Origin of the sequence: Nocardiopsis codii, assembly GCF_036327455.1 — a bacterium.
GTDB lineage: Bacteria > Actinomycetota > Actinomycetes > Streptosporangiales > Streptosporangiaceae > Nocardiopsis > Nocardiopsis codii.
On the sequence record NZ_JAUZMY010000049.1, the window covers coordinates 19,544 to 35,796 of the forward strand.

At 73.6% G+C, this 16,253-nt stretch carries 13 protein-coding genes; 11 read left to right on the forward strand and 2 right to left on the reverse strand.

From position 1 onward, the window contains the following. Nucleotides 1-175: 175 nt before the first annotated feature. From Q8791_RS29775 to Q8791_RS29795, 5 genes are all read left to right on the forward strand, one after another. Nucleotides 176-1,783: an ABC transporter ATP-binding protein gene (locus Q8791_RS29775; RefSeq protein WP_330095178.1), complete on the forward strand. Its 1,608-nt coding sequence runs from the start codon at nt 176-178 to the stop codon at nt 1,781-1,783. Then, on the forward strand, nt 1,780-3,363 hold the full coding sequence (locus Q8791_RS29780) for an ABC transporter permease (RefSeq protein ID WP_330095179.1): 1,584 nt from the start codon (nt 1,780-1,782) through the stop codon (nt 3,361-3,363). Before Q8791_RS29775 ends, Q8791_RS29780 begins: the two co-directional genes overlap by 4 nt. Next, complete coding sequence (locus Q8791_RS29785; protein WP_330095180.1) at nt 3,360-4,619, forward strand: ABC transporter permease; 1,260 nt, start codon at nt 3,360-3,362, stop codon at nt 4,617-4,619. The genes Q8791_RS29780 and Q8791_RS29785 overlap by 4 nt, the downstream gene beginning before the upstream one ends. Then, the gene (locus Q8791_RS29790) at nt 4,598-5,038 is read left to right on the forward strand and encodes a cytidine deaminase (protein ID WP_407942077.1); all 441 of its coding nucleotides are present in this window, start codon (nt 4,598-4,600) and stop codon (nt 5,036-5,038) included. Before Q8791_RS29785 ends, Q8791_RS29790 begins: the two co-directional genes overlap by 22 nt. 93 nt (nt 5,039-5,131) lie before the next feature. Beyond that, entirely contained in the window at nt 5,132-6,421 is a 1,290-nt protein-coding gene (locus tag Q8791_RS29795) for a thymidine phosphorylase (RefSeq protein ID WP_330095182.1), read from the forward strand. A 175-nt stretch (nt 6,422-6,596) separates the two neighbouring features. Here the strand turns inward: Q8791_RS29795 and Q8791_RS29800 are convergent, their stop codons facing one another. Both Q8791_RS29800 and Q8791_RS29805 read right to left on the reverse strand, forming a co-directional pair. Next, nucleotides 6,597-7,178: a hypothetical protein gene (locus Q8791_RS29800; protein ID WP_330095183.1), complete on the reverse strand. Its 582-nt coding sequence runs from the start codon at nt 7,176-7,178 to the stop codon at nt 6,597-6,599. Between the two features lie 296 nt (nt 7,179-7,474). Then, on the reverse strand, nt 7,475-7,990 hold the full coding sequence (locus tag Q8791_RS29805; protein ID WP_330095184.1) for a hypothetical protein: 516 nt from the start codon (nt 7,988-7,990) through the stop codon (nt 7,475-7,477). A 153-nt stretch (nt 7,991-8,143) separates the two neighbouring features. Here Q8791_RS29805 and Q8791_RS29810 point away from each other — a divergent pair, with 153 nt between their 5' ends. The 6 genes from Q8791_RS29810 (at nt 8,144) to Q8791_RS29835 (ending at nt 16,160) form a co-directional block, all read left to right on the forward strand. Then, the gene (locus Q8791_RS29810) at nt 8,144-9,880 is read left to right on the forward strand and encodes an acyclic terpene utilization AtuA family protein (protein ID WP_407942078.1); all 1,737 of its coding nucleotides are present in this window, start codon (nt 8,144-8,146) and stop codon (nt 9,878-9,880) included. A gap of 73 nt (nt 9,881-9,953) precedes the next feature. After that, nucleotides 9,954-11,552 (forward strand): acyl-CoA carboxylase subunit beta, encoded by a 1,599-nt coding sequence (locus Q8791_RS29815; RefSeq protein ID WP_330095186.1) that lies wholly within the window; start codon nt 9,954-9,956, stop codon nt 11,550-11,552. A 10-nt stretch (nt 11,553-11,562) separates the two neighbouring features. Then, complete coding sequence (locus Q8791_RS29820; RefSeq protein WP_330095187.1) at nt 11,563-13,608, forward strand: ATP-binding protein; 2,046 nt, start codon at nt 11,563-11,565, stop codon at nt 13,606-13,608. An 8-nt stretch (nt 13,609-13,616) separates the two neighbouring features. Further along, the gene (locus Q8791_RS29825; RefSeq protein WP_407942079.1) at nt 13,617-14,777 is read left to right on the forward strand and encodes an acyl-CoA dehydrogenase family protein; all 1,161 of its coding nucleotides are present in this window, start codon (nt 13,617-13,619) and stop codon (nt 14,775-14,777) included. 75 nt (nt 14,778-14,852) lie between these two features. Next, nucleotides 14,853-15,467, forward strand: coding sequence for a TetR/AcrR family transcriptional regulator (locus Q8791_RS29830; protein ID WP_330095189.1), 615 nt, complete (start codon nt 14,853-14,855; stop codon nt 15,465-15,467). 129 nt (nt 15,468-15,596) lie between these two features. Continuing rightward, nucleotides 15,597-16,160: a hypothetical protein gene (locus Q8791_RS29835; RefSeq protein WP_330095190.1), complete on the forward strand. Its 564-nt coding sequence runs from the start codon at nt 15,597-15,599 to the stop codon at nt 16,158-16,160. Nucleotides 16,161-16,253: the final 93 nt, after the last annotated feature.

The window sequence follows — 16,253 nt, forward strand, 5'->3', positions numbered from 1 at the left end:
CCCCGCGCGGAGCCGCCCCGGGTGCGACCCGCGGCGGCCGCATCCAAGGGCGGTACTGGACAGGGGGAGCCCCCCGGGTCCGGTGCCGCCCCGGTTGCCGTTCCGCGACGGTGGCGCCCCCGGGCCGTGTCCGGCCCGGCGGTCCGCGCCACGCCGCAAGTTCACGAGGAGACAGATGAGCAGCACGCCATCGGGCAACGGGGCCCTGGCGCCCCCCGCCGTTGAGCTGCGCGGGATCACCAAGCGTTTTCCCGGAGTCGTGGCCAACCACGACATCGACATCACCGTGGCTCCGGGCACCGTGCACGCCATCGTCGGCGAGAACGGTGCTGGCAAGTCCACACTGATGAAGACCCTGTACGGCATGCACAGGCCGGACGAGGGACAGATCTACGTCAGAGGCCGGGAGGTGCGACTCAACTCGCCCTCCGACGCCATCAAGCACGGCATCGGCATGGTGCACCAGCACTTCATGCTCGCCGACAACCTGACCGTGCTGGAGAACGTGGTCCTCGGCGCCGAACGCCGTTTCGGCATCGGCAACCGCGCCCGCGCGCACATCCGCGAGCTGTCCTCCCAGTACGGGCTCGGGGTCGACCCCGACCGGCTCATGGAGGACCTGGGCGTCGGCGAGCGCCAGCGCGTGGAGATCCTCAAGGTGCTCTTCCGGGGCGCCGAGACGATCATCCTCGACGAGCCCACGGCGGTCCTGGTCCCGCAGGAGGTCGACGAGCTGTTCGACAACCTGCGCGAGCTCAAGCGCGAGGGCCTCACCGTCATCTTCATCTCGCACAAGCTGGACGAGGTCCTCTCCGTCGCCGACGAGATCACCGTGATCCGGCGCGGTACCACCGTGGCCACCGCCGACCCGGGCACCACCACCGCCCGGGAACTGGCCACGCTGATGGTGGGCGGTGAGCTCCCCGTTCCCGAACTGCGGGAGTCGACCGTCACCGACAACGTCGTCCTGTCCCTGCGCGGGGTCACCGTGAGCTCCGCCGAGGGCCGCGCCGTCGTGGACGGTGTCACGGTGGACATCCGCGAGGGCGAGATCGTGGGCATCGCCGGCGTCGAGGGCAACGGCCAGTCGGAGCTCATCGAGGCCATCATGGGCATGCGCCCGCTGATCTCCGGCACCATCTCCCTGGGTGCGGACGACATCACCGGATGGCCCACGCTGCGCATCCGCGAGGCGGGGGTCGGCTACATCCCCGAGGACCGCCACCGGCACGGAGTGCTGCTGGAGTCGCCCCTGTGGGAGAACCGCATCCTCGGCCACCAGACCAAGGCGCCCAGCGTCCGCGGCCCCTGGATCGACAAGGCCGGGGCGCGCGCCGACTCCGAGCGCATCGTCGCCGAGTACGACGTGCGCACGCCCAACATCGACGTGATCGCCGACGCCCTGTCCGGGGGCAACCAGCAGAAGTTCATCATCGGCCGGGAGATGAGCGGGTCCCCCCGCTTCCTGGTCGCCGCCCACCCCACCCGCGGTGTGGACGTCGGTGCGCAGGCCGCCATCTGGGAACAGTTGCGCGACGCCCGGGCGGCCGGCCTGGCGGTCCTGCTGGTCTCCGCCGACCTGGACGAACTGATCGGCATGTCCGACACCCTGCACGTGATCCTGCGCGGCCGCCTGGTCGCGGAGGCCGATCCGACCACCGTCACACCCGAACAGCTGGGCTCCGCCATGACGGGAGCCGGGCTGGCCGGGGACGACGGGAGCACAGAAGGTGACAGCGGTGCTGACGGTGCCGACCGCAACGGGAACGAGGGCGGCTCATGAGTAGGATTCCCCGCCCCAGCACGACCCTGCCCGCCCCGGCCGCGGCGGCCGTCGCCGCCGCCCTCGGCGTCGGGGTCACCGTGGCCCTCGATCTCGCGCTGCTGTGGTGGGCCGCGCTGATCATCGGCGTCGTGGTGGCCTTCGCGTTCGTGGCCTGGTCCGGTCCCCTGGTCCCGAACGAGCGGCGGGCCGGAGGCGACGGGACGAAGGAGGAGGGCACCACCCTCCACGCCACCCTGGTCGTGCCGACCGCCCTGGTACTGGCGGTGGTCACCGGACTGCTGTCCGCCTGGTTCCTGGACCTCTCCCTGATCGAGCCGGTCGCCGCCGCCCTGGGCGCGCTCGTCGGCTCCGTCCTGGCGTTCACGCTGTTCCACCGGCTGTCCGCGATGCTCGCGCTGTCCTTCGCCGCGGTCCTGGCCGCCGGGGTCATCGCGATCGGCGTCACCGCGGCCGTCCTCCACTTCAGCGGCATCCCGCCGCTGCCCACGTTCGCGCGGATGATCGAGTACGGCACCAGGCCCAACAGCCTGGTCAAGATCATCAACGACGGCACCACCTACTACCTGGCCGCCGTCGCCGTCGCGATCGGCTTCAAGATGAAGCTGTTCAACATCGGTGTGGACGGCCAGTACCGGCTCGCGGCGCTGATGGCGGCCGCCGTCGGCGGCTACGTCGTCCTGCCGCCGGTGCTCAGCCAGATCGTCGTCATCGCCACGGCCGTCGCCGTGGGCGGCGCGTGGGCCGGCATCGCCGGGTACCTCAAGGTGGCCCGGGGCGTCTCCGAGGTGATCTCCACGATCATGCTCAACGCCATCGCCACCGGCATCACCGCCTACCTGCTCAGCACCGACCGCCTCGCGGTGGAGATCAGCACCAACAACATCGGCACCCCGCCGATGCCCGAGTCGTCGTGGGTGCCCGGCATCCCGGCGGGCTTCCTCGGCTCCGAGCAGGAGATCTTCGGGTTCGTCCTCCTCGCGGTCGCGGTCGGCATCGCCTACTGGGTGATGCTCAACCGCACCCGCTTCGGCTTCGAGCTGCGGGCCACCGGCCAGTCGCAGACGGCGGCCGAGGCCAGCGGCGTCAACGTCAGGAAGATGGTCTTCCTGTCCATGCTCTTCTCGGGCATGGTCGCAGGGCTGGTCGGCCTGCCCCAGCTGCTGGGCAGTTCGCACTACTACGCCCTGGACTTCCCGACCGGCATCGGCTTCATCGGCATCGCCATCGCGCTGCTGGGCCGCAACCACCCGGTCGGCATCGTCTTCGCCGCCCTCTTCTGGTCCTTCCTCAACCAGGCGGCGGGCATCCTCCCCTTCGACGGGATCCCCCAGGAGATCGCGGTCATCTCCCAGGCCACCATCGTGCTCACCGTCGTCGTGGTCTACGAGGTCGTGCACCGCTGGGGCCGCCGCTACCAGCAGCAGCAGATCGGCAACCAGCTCGGCACCACCGCCGAGTCCACCACTGAACCCGCGCAGGCCGTGTCGTCCGACGCGGCGCCCGAGGACGGGTCCGCCGACGGCGGTGGCGCCACCGCCACCGACACCGACGGCAAGCGCGGCGGGGAGGCGCAGTGAGCCAGGAACTCAACGTGATGGAACCGGTCAAGGCGCCGCCGAGGCCGGGAGGGTGGTCGCGCTGGCGCTTCCTCACCCTGTTCGGCGCCGTGCTGGTGTCCCTGGCGGGCCTGCGCGTCATCACCGGCCAGGACATGCTCACCGACGCGGGCACCATCCGCACGACCATCACCTTCGCGGTGCCCATCGGCCTGGCCGCCCTGGGCGGCCTGTGGGCCGAGCGGGCCGGCATCATCAACATCGGCCTCGAGGGCATGATGATCCTGGGCACCTGGTTCGGCGCCTACTTCGCCTGGTCCACCGACAACCCGTGGATGGGGTTGCTGGCGGGCGTCCTCGCGGGCATGGCCGGAGGCCTGCTGCACGCCGTGGCGACGGTCACCTTCGCGGTCGACCACATCGTCTCCGGCGTGGCCATCAACATCCTCATGCTCGGCGCGATGCGCTACCTGTCGATCCTGGTCTACTCCGACGTGCCCGGCGCGGGCGCGGCCCAGTCGCCGACCACGCCCCCGTTCCCGGTGTGGAACCTCCCGTTCGTCGCCGACGCGCTCGCGCCCGTGGCGGGCAGCGGGATCTTCGTGGTCAGCGACCTGGCGTCGCTGGTGATCGGCCTGACCACGCGCATGTCGGCGCTGACCTTCATCGCGATCATGATGATCCCGGTGACCTACCTGGTGCTGTGGCGGACCTCCTTCGGCCTCCGTCTGCGCTCGGTGGGCGAGAACCCCGACGCCGCCGAGTCCCTCGGCGTGCCGGTGTACAGCCTCAAGTACGTCGCGGTGGTCATCTCCGGCGGCCTCGCGGGCATGGGCGGGGTGTTCCTGGCCATCGTCGCGTCACAGATCTACCAGGAGGGCCAGACCGGCGGGCGCGGCTACATCGGGCTCGCCGCCATGATCTTCGGCAACTGGCGCCCCGGCGGCCTCGCCATGGGCGCGGGCCTGTTCGGCTACACCGACGCCCTCCAGATCCGCGGCGGCGGGGCGGCGATCCACGCCCTGCTCCTGCTCCTGGCGGTGGCCCTGCTCGCTGTGGCCGTCTGGCAGGTGCGCAAGGACCGCAAGGGCCTGGCGGTCGCCGCAGTGCTCACCGGCATCCTGCTGCTGGTGTGGTACTTCTCGACCGACTCCCTGCCGCGCGAGCTGGCCACCTACAGCCCGCACATCGCGACGCTGCTGGTCCTCTCGCTGGCATCCCAGCGACTCCGGCCGCCCGCCGGGGTCGGCAAGCAGTGGAGGGCGAGCCGGTCATGACCGACACCACGACGAGCGGACCGGTCGACCCGGACTCCGTGGACTGGGAGGCCCTGCGCGCCGCCGCGCGCGAGGCCATGTCCCACGCCTACGCCCCCTACTCGCGCTACCCGGTGGGGGCTGCCGCGCTGGTCGACGACGGCCGGGTGGTCAGCGGCTGCAACGTGGAGAACGCCTCGTACGGCGTCGGCCTGTGCGCCGAGTGCGGACTCGTCAGCGCCCTGCACGCCTCCGGGGGAGGGCGCCTGACGGCGTTCGCCTGCGTGGACGGGCGGGGCGGGGTCCTCATGCCGTGCGGACGCTGCAGGCAGCTCCTGTTCGAGCACGGCGGGCCGCACCTGCTCGTGGACACCCCGGAGGGGATCCTGTCCATGGAACGGATCCTGCCGCAGGCCTTCGGACCGGACAACCTCACATAGTCAGTGCCACCGTCTCCCCGGCACCCGCCCGCACGGCGGCGGCCGGGGAGACCTGTTTTCCGCCAGGGTTCCCGCCACGTGAAAGGACAGGACATGGACGTCATCGAGGTCATCCGAGCCAAGCGCGACGGGGGAGAGCTCACCCCCGAGCAGATCGACTGGGTGATCGACGCCTACACGCGGGGCCGGGTGGCCGAGGAGCAGATGTCGGCGCTGGCCATGGCGGTCTTCCTGCGCGGGATGAACCGGGCCGAGGTGAGCCGCTGGACCGAGGCGATGCTCGCCTCCGGGGACAGGCTGGACTTCTCCGACCTGGACCGGCCCACCACCGACAAGCACTCCACCGGCGGGGTCGGCGACAAGATCACCCTGCCGCTCACCCCGACCGTGGCGGCGTGCGGGGCGGCCGTGCCGCAGCTCTCCGGGCGCGGACTCGGGCACACAGGCGGCACCCTGGACAAGCTGGAGTCGATCCCCGGGTGGCGCGCGTCGCTGTCCACGGAGGAGATGCGCGGGGTCCTGGACGCCACGGGCGGGGTGATCTGCGCCGCCGGGACGGGTCTGGCCCCCGCCGACCGCAAGCTCTACGCGCTGCGCGACGTCACCGGGACCGTCGAGTCGATCCCGCTCATCGCCGCGTCCATCATGAGCAAGAAGCTCGCGGAGGGCACCGGGGCGCTGGTCCTCGACGTCAAGGTGGGGTCGGGGGCGTTCATGAAGGACGTCGCGTCGGCCCGCGAACTGGCCCGCACCATGGTGGACATCGGCAACGACCACGGCGTCCGCACGGTCGCGCTGCTCACCGACATGGCGACGCCGCTGGGCCGCCAGGTCGGCAACGCGCTGGAGGTCGCCGAGTCGGTGGAGGTGCTCTCCGGCGGCGGTCCCGCCGACGTGGTGGAGCTGACCGTGGCCCTGGCCCGCGAGATGCTCGCCGCCGCGGGGCTCGCCCCCGGTGAGAACGGCGTCAAGGACCCCGCGGAGGCTCTGCGGGACGGGAGCGCGCTGGAGTCGTGGAAGCGGCTGATCCGGGCGCAGGGGGGCGACCCCGACGCGCCGCTGCCGGTGGCCGCCGAGCGCCGCGTGGTGCTCGCCCCGGCGACGGGGACCGTCACCCGCCTGGACGCCTACCGGGTGGGGCTGGCGGCCTGGCGCCTGGGCGCCGGCCGTGCGCGCAAGGAGGACGCGGTGTCGTTCGGGGCGGGGGTGACGCTGCACGCCAAGCCGGGCGAGGAGGTGCAGGCCGGGGAGCCGCTGTTCACCCTGCACGCGGACGAGGCGGAGCGGTTCGAGCGTGCGGCGCAGGCCCTGGAGGGCGCGTTCGAGATCGACCCGGACGCGCTGTACGAGGCGTCCCCGCTGGTCATCGACCGCATCGCCTGAGCCCGCAGACCCCGGACGGGAGGGCTGCCGGGAGCCCGGTGCCCGTCCCCGGCCGCGTCGACCGCGGGAGGGTCGGCCCGGGAACGGGAGCGGAGCGGGCCCCGTGGAGGGGCGGGCCGTCCGGCCACCGCCCCTCCCGGACCCGCTCCGGAGTGCTCCGTGTACGGTCCGGCGGTCACTCCATCATCGGCGGCATCATCGGGGCCGCGTCCGGGATGAGCAGGTAGGACACGGCGGCGATCACCACGAACAGGAGCCCGGTGATGAGCGTCGCCGCAGACACCCAGCGCCCCCACGGCCTGGTCCGCGCTCCGCTGAGGGCCAGCGCGAGCGCGGACACCACCACGGCGAGCAGGGCCACGGACCCGCCGAGCATGATCTGCGTGCGGATCTGCGTGATCTGGTCCGCGCCGATGGGCTGGCCGCCGACGAGCAGCATGCTGGTGAGGATCTCCAGGAGCTGCCCGGAGAACACGGTCACGGCGAGGAGGACGAGTCCGACGATGCCGAAGGTCTCCGTGGAGAACACCCCGGAGGCCGCCGGACCGTGCGGCCCCGTCGGCGCCGCGGCAGCCTCGGTCCCGACCCCCGTGGAGTCGGCGGCCTCGTCGGCCGGTGCGCCGGAGTCGGACGGCTGGTCCGTCGCGGAGTCGGGAACTTCCGCCGCGAGCCCGGGTTCGAACGTCGGTTTCGGGCCCTCGTTCGCGGTGGGAGGGGTGCGGTCGGGGCTGTCGTTGTCTCCTGGTGCGGTACTCACGCGGCCAACGTACATGCTGGTCACCGTAAGAGGGGCCTAAGAATCGCCTGATCAGGCGGGATCGCCGTGGAGCCGCGGGCGGGCTCCCGGGAGGGCGGTCCTCGGGGGAGCGGGACCCGCGTCCCGCCGGCGGGGCTGCGGAAGGCGGCGGCTCCCGGGCCGTGCGGACGCGCGGGCAGGGGACGGGCCGGGCGAGGCCGCGCGGCCCGGTCGGGTGGTTCCGGGGACTGCGGCGCCCACGCCTCCGGCGTGGCGGAGGGCGGTCCGCGCCGGAGGCCCGTGGTGCCGGAGGGGGCTCAGGATCCGGACGGCAGGCTGACGAAGGTCAGGACCGAGACGAGCAGCAGCAGGCTGCCCACGACGACGGTGGCGGCGGCGCTCCAGCGGCTCCACGCGCGGGTGGCGGTGTTGCCCCGGAACAGGGCCGCGGCAGCGGCGAGCACGGACAGGGCGCTCAGCCCGCCCGCGACCACGACCTCGGCGGTGAGCATGCCCGCCTGCTGGGGGCTGTGGGACGGCGCCGCGCCGCTGAGGAAGAACCAGCTGAAGAGTTCGAACAGCCGGGTGTGCAGGGTGGTCAGGGCGAACAGCAGCAGGCCGATGACGCTGAAGGTCTCGGCGGCGAAGAGCCCGCCCGACGCGGGTGGCGGGCCGACGGGGGTTCCTTCGAGGAAGGCGCTGCCCGCCTCGGTGCCGTCGGGCGCCTTCGCGGCGGAGGTCTCGGGCGCGACCGCCTCGCCGCCGGTGTCGCCGGTGTTGCCGGAGTCGCCGGAGTCGTCGGTGGGCTTCGTGTCTTCAGGGGAGGTACTCACGGCGCCAAACTACCCCGCGCGCGTGCCCGCTCCGGAGAGCTGTAACCCACGCTCTGTGGCCGATTCCGGCCACATCGTGATCAGGAGCCCTTTCGGGAGAAAAACAAGCACCCGTGCTTGTTTTTCTGTGTGTCCGGTGTCACTCTCGTCTCCATGACCGCTACGCCCCCGCTGTGGGTGGGGAACGCCTCCGGTTTCTACGGAGACCGCTTCGCCGCCGTCCGCGAGATGCTCACGGACGGCCGGGTGGACGTCCTCACCGGCGACTACCTGGCCGAGCTCACCATGGCCATCCTCGGCCGCGACCAGCTCACCGACCCCGGGCGCGGTTACGCCAGGACCTTCCTCGGCCAGATGCGGGACTGCCTGGCACTGGTCATGGAGCGCCGTGTCAGGGTGGTCACCAACGCGGGCGGACTCAACCCGCGAGGGCTCGCCGACGCACTCACCGAGCTCGCCGACGGGCTCGGCCTCGCCCCCCGCATCGCCTGCGTCACCGGGGACGACCTCCTCCACAGGGCGGAGGAGCTCAACCTCGGCGGCCCCCTGACCGCCAACGCCTACCTCGGCGCCTTCGGCATCGCCGCCTGCCTCGACGCCGGAGCCGACATCGTCGTCACCGGCCGGGTCACCGACGCCTCCCTGGCCGTCGGACCGGCCGTCTCCCACTTCGGGTGGACCCCCGACGACCTCGACGCGCTGGCCGGGGCCACGGTCGCCGGACACGTCATCGAGTGCGGGGCCCAGGCCACCGGCGGCAACTACGCCCACGCCGCCGCGCTCCTCCGCGACGGGCACGACCTGGAGCACCCCGGCTTCCCGATCGCCGAGATCGCCGCCGACGGCAGCGCGGTCATCACCAAGCACCCCGGCACCGGCGGAGCCGTCACCACCGGGACCGTCACCGCCCAGCTCGTCTACGAGATCGCGGGCGCCCGCTACCCCGGCCCCGACGTCACCGCACGCCTGGACACCGTCCGGCTCACACAGGAGGGCCCCGACCGGGTCCGCCTCAGCGGCACGCGCGGTGAGCACCCGCCCCCCGACCTCAAGGTGGGGCTGACCAACCTCACCGGCTTCCGCAACGACGTCGAGTTCCTGGTCACCGGCCTGGACGCGGAGGACAAGGCGGCGCTCGCCGAACGGCAGATGCGCGCCGCGCTCGCCCGCCGCCGGCCCGAGGACCTGCGCTTCGAGTTCGTCCCCGCCGAGGACCCGCACGGTCCCACCCAGGACGCCGCGACCGCCCGGCTGCGTGTGACCGCGCGCGACCACGACGCGACCACGGTCGGCAGGGCCTTCGGGGCGGCCGCAGTCGAACTGGCCCTGGCCGGCTACGCCGGTTTCCACCTCACCGCGCCACCGCGCGACGCCCGGCCGGACGGGGTCGCCGCCACGCACGCGTTCGTGCCCGCCCGCGAGGTCGAGCACACCGCGATCCTCCCCGACGGGGAACGCGTCCCCGTCGCGCCCGCCTCCCGGACCCGGCGGCCGGCCGGGGTCCCCGAGCCCCCGCTGCCGCCGCCCCTCGCCGGGGGGCCTCTCCGCGAGGCGCCGCTCGGCCTGGTCCTGGGCGCGCGCAGCGGCGACAAGGGGGCCGACGCCAACCTGGGGGTCTGGGCGACCGGAGACGACGCCTGGCGCTGGCTCGCCCACACCCTCACCGTCGACCTGCTGCGCGAACTGCTGCCCGAGACCGCCGACCTCGCGGTCACCCGCCACCTGCTGCCCAACCTGCGCGCCGCCAACTTCTGGATCGAGGGCATGCTCGCCCCCGGCAGCGCGCGCCGCGAAGGAACGGACCCGCAGGCCAAGGGCCTGGGGGAGTGGTTGCGGGCACGCAGGACCCCGATCCCCGAGAAGCTCCTGCCGGAGGTGGGACGACCGTGAACACCCTGATCCCCGTACCGACCGTCCCCGGAGCCCGCGGCGCGCACCGCACCCCCGCGGGGGCGGCGCGATCGTGAGCGTCCTGGGAACCGCGCTCGACACCTCCTCGCCCGCGTTCGCCGAGGCCCGCGAGGCCATGCTCGGCAAGCTCGCCGAGATCGACGCCGAACACGCCAAGGCCCTGGCCGGAGGCGGTGACAAGTACGTCGAACGCCACCGTGCCCGCGGCAAGCTGCTGCCCCGCGAACGGATCGAACTCCTCCTCGACGAGGGCAGCCCCTTCCTGGAGCTGTCACCGCTGGCCGCCTGGGGGAGCGACTTCCACGTCGGCGCCGGCGTCGTCACCGGGGTCGGCGTGGTCTCCGGGGCGGAGTGCGTCGTCGTCGCCAACGACCCCACCGTGCGCGGCGGGGCCAGCAACCCCTGGACGCTGCGGAAGTCCTTGCGCGCCGCCGAGATCGCCGAGCGGAACCGCATGCCGATGATCAGCCTGGTCGAGTCCGGCGGCGCCGACCTGCCCACGCAGAAGGAGATCTTCGTTCCGGGCGGCCGGACCTTCCGCGACCTCACCCGCCTCTCCGCCGCGGGGGTGCCCACCATCGCCCTGGTGTTCGGCAACTCCACCGCGGGGGGAGCCTACGTCCCCGGCATGAGCGACCACGTGGTCATGGTCCGCGACCGCTCCAAGGTGTTCCTCGGCGGGCCGCCGCTCGTCAAGGCCGCCACCGGCGAGGACAGCGACGACGAGTCCCTGGGCGGCGCCCGGATGCACGCCGAGGTCTCCGGGCTCGCCGACCACCTCGCCGAGGACGAGCACGACGCCCTGCGCCTCGGGCGGCGGATCGTCGCCCGGCTCAACCACCGCAAACAGGGGCCCGATCCGCGTCCGTCCGCGCCCGAACCCCTCCACCCCGCCGAGGACCTGCTCGGGGTCATGCCGCCCGACCTCAAGGTGCCGGTCGACCCGCGCGAGGTCGTCGCCCGCATCGTGGACGGCTCGGAGTTCGACGAGTTCAAGCCCGCCTACGGCAGCGGACTCGTCACCGGCTGGGCCACCCTGCACGGCTACCCCGTCGGCGTCCTCGCCAACGCCGACGGCGTGCTCTTCAGCGCCGAGGCGCAGAAGGCGACGCAGTTCATCCAGCTGGCCAACCGCGCCGACACCCCGCTCGTCTTCCTGCACAACACCACCGGCTACATGGTCGGCCGGGAGTACGAGCAGGGCGGCATCATCAAGCACGGCTCCATGATGATCAACGCCGTCTCCAACAGCACCGTCCCCCACTTCTCGGTGATCGTGGGCGCCTCCTACGGTGCGGGCCACTACGGGATGTGCGGCCGGGCCTACGACCCCCGGTTCCTGTTCGCCTGGCCCAGCGCCCGCTCCGCCGTCATGGGACCCAGGCAGCTCGCCGAGGTCCTGTCCATCGTCGCCCGCCAGTCCGCCGCCGCGCGGGGGCGCCCCTACGACGAGGAGCAGGACGCCGCCGTCCGCGAGATGGTCGAGAACCAGATCGAGGCCGAGTCGCTGCCCCTGTTCCTGTCCGGCCGGGTGTACGACGACGGGGTCATCGACCCCCGCGACACGCGCACCGTCCTGGGACTGTGCCTGTCCCACGCCCACAACGCGCCCGTACGCGGTACCGACCGCTTCGGCGTCTTCCGGATGTGAGGCCGAGACCATGAACGACACCCCGCCGCACCCCGGCCCCGTCACCCGCCTCCTGGTCGCCAACCGCGGAGAGATCGCCCGCCGGATCATCCGCACCTGCCGCACCATGGGCATCGGCACCGTCGCGGTCCACGCCCCCGGGGAGGAGGGCGCCGCGCACGTCGCGGAGGCCGACACCGCGGTCCGCCTGCCGCTCCCCGGGAGCGGGAGCCCCGTCGACGCCTACCTCGACCCGCGGGCACTGGTCGCCGCGGCCCGCACCGCCGGAGCGGACGCCGTCCACCCCGGCTACGGGTTCCTGTCCGAGAACGCCGGGTTCGTCCGCGCCGTCACCGGCGCCGGGCTCACCTGGGTGGGGCCCTCCGCCGACGCCGTCGCACGCATGGGCGCCAAGACCCTCGCCAAGCGGATCGCCCGCGACGCCGGCGTCCCCGTCGCCGACGCCCTCGCCCCCGAGGACGTGCGCCCCGAACACATGCCCGTCCTCGTCAAGGCGGTCTCCGGAGGCGGCGGACGCGGTATGCGGGTCGTCCACGACCTCGCCGACCTGCCGGCGGAGGCCGCCGCCGCCGGAGCCGAGGCCGCCTCCGCGTTCGGGGACCCGGCCGTGTTCTGCGAGCCCTACGTGCGCCGCGGGCGCCACGTCGAGGTCCAGGTCCTCGCCGACGTCCACGGCACCGTGTGGGCCCTGGGCGATCGCGACTGCTCCGTGCAGCGCCGCCACCAGAAGGTCATCGAGGAGGCGCCCGCCCCCGGCATCCCCGACGACCTGCGCGAACGACTGCACGAGGCGGCCAGGGGGATGGCCCGCGCCATCGACTACACCGGGGCGGGCACCGCGGAGTTCCTCGTCCCCGTCGGCGAGGGCGGACTCGGAGCCCCCGTCTTCCTGGAGATGAACACCCGCCTCCAGGTCGAACACCCCGTCACCGAGTGCGTCACCGGCCTGGACCTGGTCGAGTGGCAGATCCGGATCGCGGAGGGGGAGGCCCTGCCCGACGGCGGACCGCCCGCCCCGCGCGGCCACGCCGTCGAGGCGCGCCTGTACGCCGAGGACCCCCGCGCCGACTGGCGGCCCCGCACCGGAACCCTCCACGCCTTCGACGTGCCCGCCGCCACCGCCCGGTTCGAGCCGCTCACCGTGCCCGGGGTGCGCCTGGACAGCGGCGTCGAGCCCGGGGACACCGTGGGCACCGACTTCGACCCCCTGCTCGCCAAGGTCGTCGCCCTCGGCCGCGACCGCCGCGACGCGGTCCGCCGCCTGTCCTCGGCCCTGGCTGCCGCCCGCCTCCACGGAGTGGGCACCAACCGCGACCTGCTCGTACGGGTGCTCCGCCACCCCGCGTTCGGGGCCGCCGCGGAGCACCCCGAGGAGCTGCACACCGGCTACCTGGACGCCGACCGGCTCACCGCCCTCGCGCAGCCCCTCGCCGACCACGCCGCCGAACGCCTCGCCGCGCTCGCCGCGTCCCTGTCCGCGGCGGAGGCCGCCCGCCCCGGCGGGGCCGTCCCCGCCGGGATCCCCGCCAACTGGCGCAACCTCGCGTCCCAGGCCCACACCCGCCTCCACACCGTCGGCGGGGCCGGAGAGCGCCGGATCACCACCTCCTACCGGACCGTCCGGGGAGCCCCCGTACCCGAACAGCCCGGCGTGCGCGTCATCTCCGCAGCCCCCGGCCTCGTCGTCCTGGAGGTCGACGGCCTACGGCATGCCCTCGCCGTCCACAGGTACGCGGGCGGCGCCGGCGTCCACGTCGACTCGCCCCTGGGGTCCGTCACCCTCACCCCCGTCGACCCGCTGCCCGCCCCCGAGGCCGTGATCGACCACGGTGCCCTGCCCGCTCCCATGCCCGGCACGATCGTCGCCGTGGACGTCTCCGTGGGGGACCGGGTCGCCGAGGGGCAGACGCTGCTGCGCGTCGAAGCCATGAAGATGGAGCACCGCATCACCGCCCCCGCCGCCGGTGCCGTCCGGGAGATCCCGGTCACGGCGGGACAGAGGGTGCCGGCGGGGGCGCCCCTCGCCGTACTCGACTACGAAGGGCCCCAGCCGTGACAGGTGCCATGACCTTCAACGAACCCGCCGAGCGCGTCGAACTGCGCGCCGTCGTGGCCGACTTCGCCTCGGCCTACGGGTCCGACTACTACAGGGCCAGGGCCAAGGAGGGCGTGTACCTCACCGACCTGTGGCGCGAGGCCGGACGGCTCGGCTACCTGGGCGTCAACCTCCCCGAGGAGTACGGCGGCGGAGGCGGCGGCATCGGCGACCTCGCCGCCGTCCTGGAGGAGCTGAGCGCCGCCGGGTGCCCCACCCTCATGATGGTCGTCTCCCCGGCGATCTGCGGCACCGTCCTGTCCCGCTTCGGCACGACCGGCCAGCGGCGCCGCTGGCTGCCCGGCCTGGCCACGGGCGAGACCATCATGGCGTTCGCCATCACCGAGCCCGACGCGGGCTCCAACTCCCACCGCATCACCACCACCGCCCGACGCGACGGCGACGGCTGGATCCTCACCGGCCGCAAGACCTTCATCTCCGGGGTCGACGTCGCCGACGCCGTCCTCGTGGTCGCCCGGATCCGCGACGAGGACACCGGGTCCCTGTCCGCGGCCCTCTTCGCCGTCCCCACGGACACCCCCGGCTTCGAGGCCAGGCAGATCGAGATGGACCTGGTCAGCCCCGACCACCAGTTCCAGCTGTTCATGGACGACGTGCGGCTGCCCGCCGACGCCCTGGTCGGGGACCCCGACGCCGGGCTCCTCCAGCTGTTCGCCGGGCTCAACCCCGAACGCATCATGGCCGCGTCCCTGGCCGCCGGCAGCGCGCGGCACGCCCTCGACAAGGCCGTCGCCTACGCCAAGGAGCGCACCGTGTGGAGGGACAGGCCCATCGGCACCCACCAGGGACTGGCCCACCCCCTCGCCCAGATCAAGATCGAACTGGAGCAGGCCCGCCTGATGACCCAGCACGCGGCGCTCCGCTACGATTCCGGCGACGACGCGGGGGCGGGCGAGGCGGCCAACATGGCCAAGTACGCCGCAGCCGAGGCGTGCGTGCGCGCGGTCGACCAGGCCGTGCAGACCCTCGGCGGCAACGGGCTGGCGAGCGAGTACGGGCTGGGGTCGGCGATCGCCGCCGCACGTCTGGCGCGCATCGCCCCCGTCAGCCGGGAGATGGTCCTCAACTACGTGGCCCAGCAGTCCCTCGGCCTGCCCAAGTCGTACTGACCGGCGCCCGGCGGACCGGTGCCGAGGCCCGGCGCCCGGCCCGGGGCCGGCACACCGCAGCGAGGGGACGCGACCGTGGACACCGAAGCCGACCGCGCACCGAGGCAGGAACGCAGCCGGGCCACCCGGGCCAGGCTGCTCGACGCCGCGGTGGGCTGCCTGGCCGAGCGCGGCGCGGCCGGGGCCACAGTGGGCGCGGTCGCCGAACGCGCGGGGGTGTCCAGGGGGGCGGCCCAGCACCACTTCCCCACCCGGGAGGACCTCTTCCTCGCGGCGCTGCGGCACATGCTCGACAAGCGGGGCGAGGAGCTCCGGCGGGGTGCGGACGCCGTGCCGGAGGGGCCCGGGCGTACGGAGGCCGTCGTGCAGATGGTCGTGGACGCGTTCAGCGGGGTGGACTTCCAGGCCGCCCTCCAGCTGTGGGCGGCGGCGGCCAGCGACCCCGTCCTGCGTGAGCGCATCCTCCCCATGGAGGAGCAGATGGGCCGCGAGGTCCACCGGTCCGCGGTGGCCCTGCTGGGCGCCGACGAGTCGGTCCCGGGAGTCCGGGAGACCGTCCAGGCCACCCTCGACCTGGCCCGCGGACTGGGCCTCGCGAACCTGCTCGCCGACGACGGCCCCCGGCGCCGCCGGATCGTGCGCCAGTGGGCGCGCGTGCTCGACGCGGAGTTGCGGGGCGCGACGGGCTGAACCCGCTACCTCCCCGGAACGGAAGGTGATTATGATCGAATCCCGTGGGGCACCAACCCCACAGCGGACGAGAGCCCCGGAAGCCTCCCCCGGCAGCCGGGCCCCCGACAGGACAAGGCGGTGTGACTGGTGAGCGCGGACCCGGGAAGAGACCTCCCCGGCCTGGCCAGGCGGGCCGCGGACGCGTTCGCGGAGAGCGCCACCCGGCGCAGGGACCGCGACTCCCTCATGGACACCGCGTTCGCCGCCCTCTTCGACCTGTACCGGGCGACATCGCGCACCGAGCGACAGTCCCCGGCGGGCCGGAACTTCAACGCGACACTGGCCGAACTGCTGGTGGGCGGCAACAACCCGGACCGGCTCAGCCTGTACGTGGTGCGCAGCCAGACGGCGGCCGAGAACGGCCAGCACGAGGGGTACCGTCCGGCCTGCTGGCGCCGGTCGATGCTCCAGCTGCTCGGCGACGAGTTCGTGCCCTGGCAGGAGTTCCTCCGCCCCGTCGACCTGGACGCGATCCCGCGCATCGACGAGGCCCTCGTCGAGGTGGCGGGCAGTGCGCGTCCGGTCAACGAGGAGGAGGTGCCCGACTGGGTGCCGCAGACGCACTGGTGGTGGTGGGAGCCCGCGCGCCGGCGCGGTGAGGACGCTCCCGACCGCGTGGACAGCGGAACCCTCGACGCCGTCGGCGACTGACCCCGGGACCCTCCACCGGTCCTTCCCCTCAGCCGTACCCGGCCCGGCCCGGGCCGCGGGGCCCCCCCCCCCCGCGGGGCCCCCCCCCCGGCA